Below are 12,836 nucleotides of genomic sequence, written 5' to 3'. Positions count from 1 at the left end.
GTCAGCGCACGCGCAACCGTGGACGCGGATGCCGCGCATCATAATTGACCACACGTGAGCCTGCCTGATCGGATCGGGCTTCACCCGCCAGGAGACAAAGATGCTGCTTTACGGTTCCAAGATGGCCCCCAACTCAGACCGGGTTGAAATGTATCTGCATGAGAAAGGGGTGGAGATTCCGTTCCGCCAGATCGAGTTGATGAAAGGCGAGCACCACGCCGAGGAATACAAGTCGATTGCACCCAATCGCAAGGTGCCGGCGCTGGTGCTGGATGATGGCACGGTGATCCGTGAAAGCATCGCCATCTGTCGTTATATCGAAGAGCTGCATCCGCAACCGCCGCTGTTTGGTGCCACACCGGTGCAGCGCGCTCAGGTCGAGATGTATCAGCGCATCATGGAACTGGAACTGATGATGCCGATCGCCATGACCTTTCGTCATGGCCACCCGGCGGCCAAGGCGCTGGAGCCGATCCAGGTCAATGACTTTGCCGAGTTGCAGCGCACGGTTGCGCTCAAACGCATCAAGGTGCTGAACAAGGAACTGGCCGATCGCGAATTCCTGCTCGGTGATGACTTCACCGTGGCCGACATCACCGCTTACATCGGTCTGGGCTTCGGGCGTATCAGCAAGATTGCACCGGATGAACAGGAACATCCGCATGTGGTGCGCTACCTCAAGACCATCGCAGCGCGCCCCAGTGCCCAGGCCTTGCGCGCCGGAGCCGGCGCATGATCCATCTGTATACCGCGCCCACCCCCAACGGCTGGAAAGCCTCGGTCTGCCTGGAAGAGCTGGCGCTGCCGTACAGCGTGCATCCGGTCAACATCATGGGCGGGGATCAGCACAAGGCGGAATTTCGCGCGCTCAATCCCAACGGCAAGATTCCGGTGATCGTCGATGCCGACAACGATGATTTCGTGGTCTTCGAGTCGGGCGCCATCTTGATCTACCTGGCCGAAAAAACAGGCCGCCTGATGCCCAGTGATGCCAAGGGGCGTTCACGCGTGCTGCAGTGGTTGATGTTTCAGATGGGCGGGGTCGGCCCGATGATGGGCCAGGCCAATGTGTTCTACCGCTATTTCCCGGAAAAAATTCAGCCGGCCATCGACCGCTACCAGAACGAGTGCCGTCGCTTGTTCGAGGTGCTGGACAAGCGATTGGGTGAATCCAAATGGCTGGCCGATGATTATTCCATTGCGGACATCGCCAACTGGTGCTGGGTGCGCACGCACAAATGGTCGGGCGCATCGGTTGAGGGGCTGGACAATCTTCAGCGCTGGATCGACGCCATGTACGCCCGCCCGGCCTGCGTCAAGGGCAAGGATGTGCCGGTCAAACTGCCGGACCTGACCGACGAGGGCAGCGAGAAAAGCGCCGAAGAATTCATCAAAGGCGCGCGCAACATCGTCGAAAAATAAGGCTTAGTAGGTGGGGTCCCCGGCACGCAGCTGGTCGCGGTTGTAAATCTCCCGTGGCTTGCCGGGGATGACCGCATTGATCACGTGGTCGTACTCGAAAAATACGATGAAGTCGCCGTAAACCCAGCGGCTGATCGGTGGATCGCCAACCGGTCCGGACATGCTGACCGGTTCGCCGTAGGCATTGAGCACCGCGGATTTGCTGCTGCCGGTGCTCGGCAGATGGCTGCGGTCGACCGGCAGATGCTGATAATCCGGCGCCATCTCTGCGGGCTGTTCCGGAACAGGGCCGCCAGGCAGGGTCAGCACTTCAGCATGCAAAGGCATGGCGGCGAGCAGGCCAGTGAGTAAAAAGGTGCGCGTCATGGTCACAGTCTCCAGCAAGACCCCGATATTAGCGTGCCCGCGGCAGGCCTGCATCCCGCCGGTGGCATCCCCATGCTTGCGTATACTGACGCCGCCATGAAACAGCCCTTCGAACTCTTTATCGGCCTGCGCTATACCCGCGCAAAGCGCCGCAATCATTTCATTTCCTTCATTTCCGGGACCTCGATCGTGGGGATTGCTCTGGGCGTGACGGCGCTGATCACCGTGCTTTCGGTGATGAACGGCTTCGAAAATGAGCTGCGCGCGCGCATCCTGGGCATGACCTCGCACGCGGTGATCAATCAGGCCGGACGTGCGATCCACGACTGGCAGGCACTGGCCGAGATCGTGGATGACTCGCCACATGTAGTCGGCAGTGCCCCGTTCATCGAAGGCGAGGGCATGGTGCGACGTGGCCAGCAGCTGTCCGGTGTGCTCCTGCGCGGTATCGAGCCGGCTGCCGAAGCGGCGATTTCGCGGATCAGCCAGCACATGCTGGTGGGGGCACTGGAGGATTTGCAGGCCGGCGAATTCAGCGTGGTGATCGGTCGCCACCTGGCCATGGCTATGGGCGTGGTACCCGGCGATACGCTGGATTTGATGATCCCCACGGCCAATGTGACGCCAGCCGGCGTGGCACCGCGCTTCCGCCGTTTCAGCGTGGTCGGGGTGTTCGAGATCGGCATGTATGAATACGACCGCAGCCTGGTGCTGATGCACCGGCGCGATGCGGCGGCGCTGTATCGTCTGGGTGATGCGGTCAACGGTCTGCGGGTGGAGTTCGATGACGTCTATCAGGCGCCTTATCTGGCGCGTGATCTGCAGGCCAGCCTGCCCGGGTTTTATCAGGTTAGCGACTGGACCCGGCAGCACCGCAATTTCTTCGCCGCGATCCAGACCGAGAAGCGGGTGATGTTCATCATCCTCAGCCTGATCGTCGCGGTTGCCGCCTTCAATATCGTATCGACCCTGGTCATGGCGGTGACCGACAAGCAGGCCGATATCGCAATCCTGCGAACGCTGGGGGCTTCGCCGCGCAGCATCATGGCGGTGTTCATGGTCAACGGCACCTTAATCGGCGTGGTCGGCACCCTGATCGGTCTGGCTGGAGGCATCGCGCTGGCCCTGAATATCGAAACGCTGGTGCCGGCGATCGAGTCATGGCTGGGCCGTGATCTGCTCGCCGATGATGTCTATTACATCAGCAATCTGCCGTCGGATCTGGTCTGGGCGGATGTGATCAAGATTGGTCTGCTGTCACTCGGTCTGGGGCTGATTTCGACCCTGTATCCGGCTTGGCGGGCCGCCCGAGTAGAGCCTGCGGAGGCACTGCGTTATGAGTGATGCGGTCATCGAATGTGTTGGATTGTCGCGCCAATTCAATGATGTCGGGCGCACGCTGGAGGTGATTTCCAGCGTCGATCTGCGGATCGAAACCGGCGAAGTCACCGCCATTGTCGGGCAATCCGGCTCGGGGAAAAGCACGCTGCTGCAGCTGCTCGGTGGTCTGGATGAGCCCAGCGCGGGTGAGGTCAGGGTCGCCGGCCAGACCTTCAGCGGGCTGGGCCAGGCGGCGCGTGGGCGCATGCGCAATCAGCATCTGGGCTTCGTCTATCAGTTTCATCATCTGCTGCCCGAATTCACCGCGCGGGAAAATGTTGCGATGCCCTTGCTGCTGCGGCGCATGCCGGCCTCACAGGCCGAGCAGCAGGCCGAGCAGATGCTGGCGCGGGTCGGTCTGGCCGAGCGTCTGGATCACAAGCCCGGTGAGCTGTCGGGCGGCGAGCGTCAACGCGCGGCGGTTGCCCGGGCGCTGGTCAGCCAGCCCAAGTGCGTGCTGGCCGATGAACCGACCGGCAATCTGGACGCGCAAAATGCTCAGCGTGTTTTCGAGCTGATGCTCGAGTTGAATCGGGAACTGGGCACCAGTCTGGTCATTGTCACGCACGATACCGGCCTGGCCGCGCGGGCCGATCGTCAGCTGGAATTGCGCGAAGGACGCTTGCTCGCGCTCTGACCATGTCGCGCCTCAGGGTCACCGAGCTGACCTGGCCGGGGCTGGCCATTGCCGCCATGGCGTGGGCGGCGTTGCTGCTGATGCGCGATCAACCTGTGGCGCCGTTATGGCCCGCGCTGGCTTTTCTACCGGCGCTCATCTGGCCTCGTCAGACCCTGTTGTGGCTGCTTATCGGCGTGCTCGGCATGTGGATGGCGTGGACCTACGAGCAGGCCTGGGCCCAACGTGTCATGGGCCCGGCCCAGGATCTGCTCGTGCCTGGCCATATCGTGGGTCAGCCCGAGCAGCGCGACGGTAACGCCTATTTCGCATTTGCGCCGGAGGCCGAAGCGCCCGGCCTGCTGCGAGTGGCCTGGTATCGCGATGCGCCACAGGTGCAGGCCGGCGATTGCTGGATTCTGACTTTGCGTGTGCGCGCGCCGCATGGCAATGCCAATCCGGGCGGCCTGGATTATGAAGCGTGGCTGTTTCGCGAAGCCTACGCGGGCAAGGCCAGCGTGCGCGAAGGAAAGCTGTGCGGGCGTCGCGCGCCGGATTGGCGGCAGCGCTGGGTCAGCGAGCTGGATGCCTTGCAACACCCGCGAGCCAGCGCCACGCTGCGTGCGCTGATGCTGGGTGATCGCCGCGATATCTCGGATGCCGACTGGGAGATTTTGCGGCGCACCGGCACCAGCCACCTGTTTGCGATCTCCGGTTTGCACCTGGGTTTGATCGCCGCCCTGGGCTGGGCGCTGGGCCTGGCGCTGTGGAAGCTGGTGGGCGTGCATGTGTGGCCACGCGGGCGTGAATGGGGCGCGCTGGGCGCCGTCATGCTGGCGTTGCTCTACGCCTGGGTGTCGGGCTTCGGGCTGCCCGTGCAGCGGGCGCTGATCATGTGCGTGTTCGCCGCTCTTGCGATGCTCGGTGGGCGCCAGCGGCAGGCGCTGCATGTGCTGGCGCTGGCCTTTGTCGTGGTGGTTGCCATCAATCCGCTGAGCGTGCTGATGCCAGGGCTGTGGCTGTCTTTTACGGCGGCAGGGGGGATCATCGCCTATCTGCACTATCGTGCTGACCAATCCTGGCTCAGGCAACTGTTTGGCATCCAGGTGCTGCTGGCGTTTTTGCTGTTGCCGCTCAGTGCCTGGTTTTTCGGTGGGGTTTCGCTGTTGGGTGCGTCCGTCAACCTGTTGCTGGTGCCCCTGTTCAGCGTGTTGCTGCCGCTGCTGCTACTGAGCAGCGTGACACAGCTGGTCAGTGGCTGGGACCGCCCGCTGGACTGGGCACTGCAGCTACTCGACCTCATGTGGGCAGCACTTGAAACCGCAGCGTCCTGGCCTGCGGCCTATGCCAGTCTGGCCCAGCCGGCGCTGTGGAGCGTGGTGTTGGCCACCCTCGGCGTGATGCTGTGGACACGCCCACGGCGCGGCGGGCAGGTGCTGGGTGTTGCCTTGGTTTTACCGTTGGTGGCGTTGCAACCAGCCAGGCCAGCGCCCGGCGATGTTCGCATTTGGGTGTGGGATGTGGGGCAGGGCCAGAGCGTGCTGGTGCAGACTGCCGAGCATGATCTTGTGTATGACGCCGGGCCCGCATGGGGTCGTTTCAACGCGGCGCAAAGACTGGTGTTGCCTGCCTTGCAGGCGCTGGATGTGGATCAGCTCGACGCGCTGATGATCAGCCATCCGGACAGCGATCACGCAGGTGGTGCCGATGCGCTGATTGAGGTCTTGCGCCCACGGCGTGTCTGGAGCGCGTCACACACACGCTGTCAGGCCGGTCAGACGTGGCAATGGGATGAGGTGGTGTTCACCATTTTGCATCCACCCAGCGGCCCGACTTCGGACAACAACCGTTCCTGCGTTCTGTTGCTGCGCACGGCCGGTGGTCGTCAGATTCTGCTGCCGGGCGACATCGAGGCCGCTGCCGAGCACGTGATACTGGATGCGTACCCGGATCTTCGCGCCGATGTGGTGCTGATGCCGCACCACGGCAGCCGCAGTTCGTCCACTGAGCGCTTCGTTCAACAGCTTGCCCCGCAGCTTGCGCTGGCATCAGCCGGTTGGCAGAACCGATGGGGATTTCCTGCTGATGTGGTGCGCCAGCGCTATCGCAACAGCGGCGCTGAAATCTTTGTCAGTGGCGATGCCGGAGCTTTGCGCATTGAGGTCGGTGAGGCGGTCGAGGTGGCCACTTGGCGCGCGTTGCGGCCCCGCCTGTGGCGGGATTTTTCCGCGCAGAACGCGCCGTAGAGGCGTCCATCGCCTATTATGCGCGGCATGAGTGATCGCAAATCCGACGGCAGCGGCATGGATGTATACCTGCGGCTGCTGGAGTACGCCAAGCCGCACTGGCGCATGTTTCTGTTCAGCCTGCTGGGCATGGCAGGTTTCGCCGCGGCGGATGTTTCTTTTGTCGCCTTGATGCGGCCGTTGCTGGATGGCAGTTTCGTCGATAAGGATCCGGCGATCATCGCGCGCATGCCGTGGGTCATTCTTGGCCTGTTCTTGCTGCGTGGGGTGTCCGCGTTCGTGTCGGCATATTGCATGGCCTGGGTGGGGCGTCAGGTGATCAAGGCGCTACGCAGTCAGATTTTCGACCAGTACCTGCGCTTGCCGGTGGCATTTTTCGATCAATCCAGTTCGGGCAATTTGATTGCCAAACTGACGTATCACACCGAGCAGGTGGCGGAGTCCACTACCAATGCGCTGACGTCGGTGGTGCGTGACGGTTTGACCGTGATCGGGCTGATTTGCCTGATGCTCTACCTCGACTGGCGCCTGACCTGCTTTATCCTCGCGGTCGGGCCCTTGATCGCCTTGTTGGTGACCTACGTGAGTCGGCGTTTTCGCAAGATCAGCACACGTATTCAGGACTCGATGGGTGATGTCACGCACGTCGCTGAGGAAGCGATCAGTGGTCAGCGCGTGATCAAACTGTATGACGGTGCCGATTACGAGGCCGCGCATTTCGCCAGTGCCAATGAGACCAATCGTCGTCAGCATCTGAAATTGGTCAGCACTCGGGCGGGCAGTACAGCGATGGTTCAGTTCATTGCGGCCTGGGCGGTGGCGGCCATCGTTTATTTCGCCACTTCGCCGGCGATGATCGACAGCATGACGCCGGGTACTTTTGTCGCGTTTGTTGGTGCAATGATGAGCTTGCTTCAGCCTCTCAAGCATCTCACCACGGTCAACGAAAAGCTGCAGCGCGGGATCGCGGCGGCGAGCAGTATTTTCGCGCTTCTAGAAGAGCCGCCTGAACCGGCCGGCGGTGACCGCGCGTTGCAGCAGGCTCAGGGGCGGATCGAAATTCAGGATTTGAATTTTCGCTACACCGAACAAGGTCCTCAGGTTCTGGAGAACATCAATCTGCATGTTGAGCCTGGTCAGACGGTGGCTTTCGTTGGGCGTTCCGGGAGCGGCAAGAGTACGCTGCTGTCACTGTTGCCACGCTTTTATGATGCGAGCGCGGGGCAAGTGTTGCTGGATGGTGCGGATATCCGTGAGTTCCGCCTGACGGACCTGCGCCACCAATTTGCTTTGGTGGATCAGAACATCACGCTGTTCAATGACACTATTGCGCGCAACATTGCTTACGGCGGCTTGGCCGATACGAGCCTCGAGCAAGTTCGCGAGGCGGCTCGCGCAGCGCATGCCCTGGAGTTCATAGAAGCTTTACCTCAGGGGTTTGATACCCGTGTGGGGCAAAACGGTGTGCTGTTGTCGGGCGGCCAGCGCCAGCGATTGGCAATTGCGCGGGCCTTGCTTAAACCGGCGCCCATTTTGATACTCGACGAGGCCACCTCAGCGCTGGATACCGAGTCCGAGCGCGCCGTTCAGCAGGCGCTGACCACGTTGATGCAAGGGCGTACCACGCTGGTGATTGCACATCGTCTGTCGACCATTCAGGGCGCAGATTTGATTGTGGTGATGGATGCGGGGCGTGTTGTGGAAACCGGTCGTCACGAAGAACTGCTGGCGCGCGGCGGTTACTACGCATCGCTGTACAACATGCAATTCAACGATGAGTGAGCCGCTGCTTTCGCGGCTGTGGTACGGCGAACATCCGTTGCAGGTGCTGCTGCGTCCACTGGCCATGCTGTTTGGCGTGGTGTCCCGCTTGCGTCGGCGAGCCTACCAGCTCGGCCTGCTCAAACAGCAGCGTGTGTCGGTGCCGGTCATCATCGTCGGCAATATCAGTGTTGGCGGTGTTGGCAAGACCCCGGTTGTGATTGATCTGGTTCAGCGCCTCAAGGCTGAGGGCTGGCGTCCCGGGGTGGTCAGCCGTGGTTACGGCGGGCGTGTGCGTGAGGCCACACCGGTGTCGGCGCAGTCAGACCCGGAGCAGGTTGGCGATGAGCCGGTGTTGATCGCGCAACGCACCGCGTGCCCCGTGGTGGTGGGTGCGCGCCGGGCACAGGCAGCGCGTCTGCTGGCCACGCAGGGCGTCAATATCATTGTCGCGGATGACGGTCTGCAGCACTACGCCTTGGCTCGCGACTTCGAAATCGTGGTGGTGGATGGTCAACGTCGCCATGGCAATGGCTGGCTGCTGCCCGCCGGGCCGTTGCGTGAGCCGCCTGAACGCGCTGACGAAGCTGATCTGGTGCTGGTCACCGGCAGCTCTGTAGCGGGTGAGTTTGGTGTGGTCGGACAGCTGGGGCAGGCGCGCCACCTGCTCAGCGGGCAGCGCCGCCCCGTGAGCGAGTTCAATGCGGTGCATGCGATCGCCGGCATCGGCAATCCGGGCAAATTCTTCGATGCGCTGACCCAGGCCGGGCTTTTGGTTACGGCCCATGCGTTTTCGGATCATCACCGTTTTAACGCCCGGGATCTGCGCCTGGACGGCGATCTGCCCATTCTGATGACGGAGAAGGACGCGGTGAAATGCCAGGCCTTTCGCGATTCACGCACATGGGCGGTTGAGTATGATGCGCACATGCCCGCGGCGGCCTGGCAAATCATACGTGCGCGCTTACCGCGGCCCTTAACCCTTTAATACAAGTTCTGAATTCATGGATAAAAAACTGCTCGATATTCTGGTTTGTCCGGTGAGCAAGGCGCCGTTGCAATGGGATCCGGAGAAACAGGAACTGGTGTGCAAGGTCTCGCGACTGGCTTACCCGGTGAAAGATGGCATCCCGGTCATGATCGAGTCGGAAGCACGCTCATTGGACGATACTGATACCTCGCCAACTTCGACTGCACCGTGAGTTTTCGCGTTGTCATCCCGGCACGGATGCAGTCCACCCGCCTGCCGGGCAAAGTGTTGCTGGATCTGGCTGGAAAACCGCTGTTGCAGCATGTGGTTGAGCGTGCCCGCGAAAGTGCGGCGGCCGAGGTCTGGGTCGCGACCGACAACGACACCGTTATGGCACGGGCGCAGGATTGGCCTGCGCGTGTTCAGCTGACCCGTGAAGATCATCACTCGGGCAGCGATCGCATCCTCGAAGTTGCGGATGCGCAGGGTTGGGATGATGACGATGTCATCGTCAACTTACAGGGTGATGAGCCGCTTTTGCCCGCACCACTGATTGATGCGGTGGCGCAGGGCTTGAGTGATGGCGCCGATTGGGCCACTTTGGCTACGCCCATCCACAATGCCAGCGAGTATTTTGATCCGAACGCGGTGAAGGTGGTGTGCAACCGCGCCGGCGACGCCATGTATTTCAGCCGCGCGCCGATTCCTTGGGACCGGGCGCAAGGCCCGCAACGTGCTTTGCCGCAGGGCATGCAGGCCTTGCGGCATATTGGTTTGTACGCCTATCGCACCTCAGCATTGCGGCGCTATTGCGCAGCTGCTCAGGCGGATGTCGAGCGCTGTGAGTCACTGGAGCAGTTGCGTGCCCTTAGTTTGGGCATGCGTATCGCGGTGACCGTGTGCGAGGAACCACCGCCTGCAGGCGTGGATACGCCCGAGGATCTAGAGCGCGTGCGTCAAGCGCTCGACGCCGAAGGCTGAAGCAACGCGGTGGTGCGAACACCGCGTTGCTTGATTCAGACTTAAGACTCGCTATCGGTTGTTGCGCGCGGCTTGCTGTCGCCACCTGAGGACTGTGGCTTGGCCGGCAAATCCGTGCGTGTCTCGACCATCTTCAAGGCCGGTTTGGCGGCTGCTGGCTTGCTGGCCGGTTCCGGGCTCGGTTTGCTCGCAGCGGCTGGCACCTCGGTTTTAGGCTTTGCGGTCGGTGCAGCGGCTGGTGCTTCGGTATTGGCCTTCGGCGCCGGTGTGGCAGCAGGTGTCGCCGGTTTGGCTTCCACGGCTGAGGGTTTTGCAGCCTCGCGGCTTGGTGCTGTTGCGCTCGGTGCTTTTTCCACCACCGGGCTTGCTGGCTTCACAGGCTTGTCTTGCTGTGCCGTGCTAGCCGTGGCGGTGTCCTTCGGGCTTGCAGGCGGGGTAGACGGCGCTGCGGCACTGCTTTCCTTCTTGGCAGGCTGAGCGGCTTCCACAGGGGCTGAGGCTTTAGCTGGTGCATGCTCCTGAGCAGGGCTGCTGGCTTTAGGCGTTGCCTCTGCTGCGTCTTGGCTGCTCACCTTGCTGGCCGTGGTGTCGCCTTCACCTGCACCCGCTTTGGGCTTGCTGCTGCGACGGCTGCGCGTGCGTGGTGGCTTGTCTGAGCTTGCGTCGGCATCGCCTTTGCCAGCCGCTGGCGCACTTGCGGCGGCTGGCGTTTCACGCCCTTGCTCGGGGCTGGCCGGGGCATCGCTTCCGGCTTTACCTTCGGCGCTCTGCGTGTTCTCGGTGTTTTCCGCCGGGTTGCGGTCGCCACTACGACGACGACGGCCTCCGCGGCGTCCCCGCCGACGTGAACTCTTGGGCTTGTCGTCGCCCTCGGCAGCCGGGTTTGTGTTCTGGTTGCCGTCTTTCGGCTTGGCTGCAGCATCGCCGCTGGCGCTGTTGCGCGCGTCTTTGCTGCCATCCTTACTTTGGGATTTGCCACGTCCCTTGCCTTTGGCTTCGCCGGCCTTGCCACTGGCAAGCTCTTCAGGGGTGGCGCGATTGGTGATCAGTTTGTCATCACGACGCCCGCGGTCGTCGCGATTGTTGTTGTTGCGTCGACCGTTGCCGGCGCCGCGCTTGTTGTTGGCGCCCCGTTTGCTGTTGCCGTTGCCATTGCCACGGCTTGCAGATGCGCGTTGACCGTCGCGACGGCGCCCGTCGCTCTTCTTGCTATTGGCGTCGCGAGCAGGCGGCTTTTCAGCGGGTTTGAACAACTTGAGCAAGGCTTCGATCAGACGAGCGATCAGGCCCGGGCTTACGGCTTCTGGTGCGCTCGGCTCTTCGGCTTTTGCGGCCGGGGCCGGGGCAGGCTGCGAGGGCAGGAAGGCACTGACTGCGGGTTTCTGCAATTGGGCTTTGGTCGGGCGTTTTTCTTCCGCCACGTCTTCACTGACGCTGGCCTGGCTGAGCAACTCGTGGCTCAACACGTCATTGTCGTCAGTCTTGAGCTGATCGCCGCGCACACGTTTGATTTCGTAATGCGGGGTTTCAAAGTTCGGGTTGGCAACCAGCGAGAGACGGCAGCCAGAGCGATTTTCGATATCGGTCAGCGCCGTGCGCTTTTCATTCAGCAGGAACACAGCAACCGACACCGGCAACTGGGCGATCACCCGCGCAGTCCGGTCTTTCAGCGACTCTTCCTCGATCAGGCGCAGGATCTGCAGGGCCAGCGACTCCACCGTGCGGATGGTGCCGTGGCCTTCGCAGCGCGGGCAGGTGATATGGGCGTGCTCGCTGAGCGAGGGGCGCAGGCGTTGGCGCGACATCTCGAGCAGGCCGAAGCGTGAGATGCGGCTCATCTGTACCCGCGCACGGTCCATCTTGGCCGCATCACGCAGGCGGTTTTCCACCTCGCGCTGGTTCTTGTTCGGGCCCATGTCGATGAAATCGATGACCACCAGGCCACCCAAGTCACGCAGACGCAACTGGCGAGCGATTTCATCGGCCGCTTCCAGATTGGTATTGAGCGCCGTTTCCTCGATGTTGCCGCCGCCGGTCGAGCGCGCCGAGTTGATATCGATGGAGGTCAGCGCCTCGGTGGCATCAATAACCAGGGCGCCACCGGAGGGCAGGCGCACCTCACGCTGGTGCGCGGTCTCGATCTGGCTTTCGATCTGGTAGCGCGAGAACAGCGGGATGGTGTCGCTGTACAGTTTGAGTTTGTTTTGCAGCTGCGGCATCACCGCCTGCATGAAGTCCATCGCCTGCTGGTAGATTTCCGGATTGTCGACGACGATCTCGCCGATGTCCGGGCGCAGGTAGTCGCGCAGCGCGCGAATGATGATGTTGGATTCCTGATAAACCAGGAACGGGCCTTTGCGCTCGCTGGTCGCTTTGGTCATGGCTTCCCACAACTCGACCAGGTAGTTCACGTCCCACTGCAGCTCTTCGGCGGTGCGACCAACACCCGCAGTGCGAGCGATGACGCCCATGCCGTCAGGCAGTTCCAGCTGGGCCAGGGCATCGCGCAGCTCCGAGCGGTCGTCGCCTTCAATACGCCGCGACACGCCACCGGCGCGCGGATTGTTCGGCATCAGCACCAGGTAGCGACCGGCCAGAGAGATGAAGGTGGTCAGGGCGGCGCCCTTGTTGCCACGTTCTTCTTTCTCGACCTGAACGATGATTTCCTGACCTTCCTTGATCAGGTCCTTGATCTGCAGCTTGCCGTCTTCCGGCTCTTTCTGGAAAAACTCCTTGGAGATTTCCTTCATCGGCAGGAAGCCGTGGCGGTCTACGCCGTAGTCGACGAAGGCCGCTTCGAGACTGGGTTCAACCCGCGTGATGCGTCCCTTGTAGATGTTGGCCTTGCGCTGTTCGCGGCCGGGGGACTCCAAATCCAGGTCAAGCAGACGCTGACCATCGACGATCGCCAGACGCAGCTCTTCAGGCTGCGTGGCATTCACCAGAATGCGTTTCATGTTGTCGTATTGTCCTTGGCGCTCTGACCCAGGGGCTTGTGGCCGCCGCGGGGAGCGCGGTTAATTCGTTGCTCAAAGCCAGACCCGGCATCCTGCCGGCTCCAGCGGTTGTATTCGCAGCGCAAACCACAAGGGTT

At 62.0% G+C, this 12,836-nt stretch carries 11 protein-coding genes; 9 read left to right on the top strand and 2 right to left on the bottom strand.

Features of this window, described 5'->3' with window-relative positions; all coding sequences use genetic code 11:
* Positions 1-100: 100 nt before the first annotated feature.
* Positions 101-736: a glutathione S-transferase family protein gene (locus ATO7_RS01220; RefSeq protein WP_083559092.1), complete on the top strand. Its 636-nt coding sequence runs from the start codon at positions 101-103 to the stop codon at positions 734-736.
* The gene (locus tag ATO7_RS01215; protein WP_083559091.1) at positions 733-1,422 is read left to right on the top strand and encodes a glutathione S-transferase family protein; all 690 of its coding nucleotides are present in this window, start codon (positions 733-735) and stop codon (positions 1,420-1,422) included. The genes ATO7_RS01220 and ATO7_RS01215 overlap by 4 nt, the downstream gene beginning before the upstream one ends.
* Positions 1,423-1,425: 3 nt before the next feature.
* Here the strand turns inward: ATO7_RS01215 and ATO7_RS01210 are convergent, their stop codons facing one another.
* Positions 1,426-1,788 carry a phosphodiesterase gene (locus ATO7_RS01210; protein WP_146680097.1) on the bottom strand — a complete coding sequence of 121 codons (363 nt, stop codon included), beginning with the start codon at positions 1,786-1,788 and terminating at the stop codon, positions 1,426-1,428.
* A 96-nt stretch (positions 1,789-1,884) separates the two neighbouring features.
* Here ATO7_RS01210 and ATO7_RS01205 point away from each other — a divergent pair, with 96 nt between their 5' ends.
* Genes ATO7_RS01205 through kdsB form a run of 7 tightly spaced genes read left to right on the top strand, consistent with a single transcriptional unit; the run spans position 1,885 to position 9,742 of the window.
* Positions 1,885-3,132 carry a lipoprotein-releasing ABC transporter permease subunit gene (locus ATO7_RS01205; protein ID WP_083559090.1) on the top strand — a complete coding sequence of 416 codons (1,248 nt, stop codon included), beginning with the start codon at positions 1,885-1,887 and terminating at the stop codon, positions 3,130-3,132.
* Complete coding sequence (gene lolD, locus ATO7_RS01200; RefSeq protein WP_083559089.1) at positions 3,125-3,805, top strand: lipoprotein-releasing ABC transporter ATP-binding protein LolD; 681 nt, start codon at positions 3,125-3,127, stop codon at positions 3,803-3,805. Before ATO7_RS01205 ends, lolD begins: the two co-directional genes overlap by 8 nt.
* A gap of 2 nt (positions 3,806-3,807) precedes the next feature.
* Positions 3,808-6,030, top strand: a complete 2,223-nt coding sequence (locus ATO7_RS01195; RefSeq protein WP_083559088.1) for a DNA internalization-related competence protein ComEC/Rec2 — start codon at positions 3,808-3,810, stop codon at positions 6,028-6,030.
* Between the two features lie 27 nt (positions 6,031-6,057).
* Positions 6,058-7,812, top strand: a complete 1,755-nt coding sequence (msbA, locus tag ATO7_RS01190; protein WP_083560958.1) for a lipid A export permease/ATP-binding protein MsbA — start codon at positions 6,058-6,060, stop codon at positions 7,810-7,812.
* Positions 7,805-8,779 (top strand): tetraacyldisaccharide 4'-kinase, encoded by a 975-nt coding sequence (lpxK, locus tag ATO7_RS01185; protein WP_158522978.1) that lies wholly within the window; start codon positions 7,805-7,807, stop codon positions 8,777-8,779. The genes msbA and lpxK overlap by 8 nt, the downstream gene beginning before the upstream one ends.
* Before the next feature lie 16 nt (positions 8,780-8,795).
* Entirely contained in the window at positions 8,796-8,993 is a 198-nt protein-coding gene (locus ATO7_RS01180; protein WP_083559087.1) for a Trm112 family protein, read from the top strand.
* A complete protein-coding gene (gene kdsB / locus ATO7_RS01175) occupies positions 8,990-9,742 on the top strand; it encodes a 3-deoxy-manno-octulosonate cytidylyltransferase (protein WP_083559086.1) in 753 nt (250 codons plus the stop codon). The genes ATO7_RS01180 and kdsB overlap by 4 nt, the downstream gene beginning before the upstream one ends.
* A gap of 41 nt (positions 9,743-9,783) precedes the next feature.
* Here kdsB and rne read toward each other — a convergent pair whose 3' ends face one another.
* The gene (rne, locus tag ATO7_RS01170) at positions 9,784-12,699 is read right to left on the bottom strand and encodes a ribonuclease E (protein ID WP_083559085.1); all 2,916 of its coding nucleotides are present in this window, start codon (positions 12,697-12,699) and stop codon (positions 9,784-9,786) included.
* Between the last annotated feature and the right edge of the window lie 137 nt (positions 12,700-12,836).

It is taken from the genome of Oceanococcus atlanticus (assembly GCF_002088235.1).
In the GTDB taxonomy this organism is placed as follows: Bacteria; Pseudomonadota; Gammaproteobacteria; order Nevskiales; family Oceanococcaceae; genus Oceanococcus; species Oceanococcus atlanticus.
Note: the sequence above shows the minus strand (reverse complement) of the source record. Positions and strands in the feature narration are given on the sequence as shown.

Excerpts from the sequence above, each read along its gene's own strand:
- ATO7_RS01220 (WP_083559092.1), top strand. The coding sequence starts at position 101 with ATGCTGCTTTACGGTTCCAAGATGGCCCCCAACTCAGACCGGGTTGAA.
- ATO7_RS01215 (WP_083559091.1), top strand. The coding sequence starts at position 733 with ATGATCCATCTGTATACCGCGCCCACCCCCAACGGCTGGAAAGCCTCG.
- ATO7_RS01210 (WP_146680097.1), bottom strand. The coding sequence starts at position 1,788 with ATGACGCGCACCTTTTTACTCACTGGCCTGCTCGCCGCCATGCCTTTG.
- ATO7_RS01205 (WP_083559090.1), top strand. The coding sequence starts at position 1,885 with ATGAAACAGCCCTTCGAACTCTTTATCGGCCTGCGCTATACCCGCGCA.
- lolD (WP_083559089.1), top strand. The coding sequence starts at position 3,125 with ATGAGTGATGCGGTCATCGAATGTGTTGGATTGTCGCGCCAATTCAAT.
- ATO7_RS01195 (WP_083559088.1), top strand. The coding sequence starts at position 3,808 with ATGTCGCGCCTCAGGGTCACCGAGCTGACCTGGCCGGGGCTGGCCATT.
- msbA (WP_083560958.1), top strand. The coding sequence starts at position 6,058 with ATGAGTGATCGCAAATCCGACGGCAGCGGCATGGATGTATACCTGCGG.
- lpxK (WP_158522978.1), top strand. The coding sequence starts at position 7,805 with ATGAGTGAGCCGCTGCTTTCGCGGCTGTGGTACGGCGAACATCCGTTG.
- ATO7_RS01180 (WP_083559087.1), top strand. The coding sequence starts at position 8,796 with ATGGATAAAAAACTGCTCGATATTCTGGTTTGTCCGGTGAGCAAGGCG.
- rne (WP_083559085.1), bottom strand. The coding sequence starts at position 12,699 with ATGAAACGCATTCTGGTGAATGCCACGCAGCCTGAAGAGCTGCGTCTG.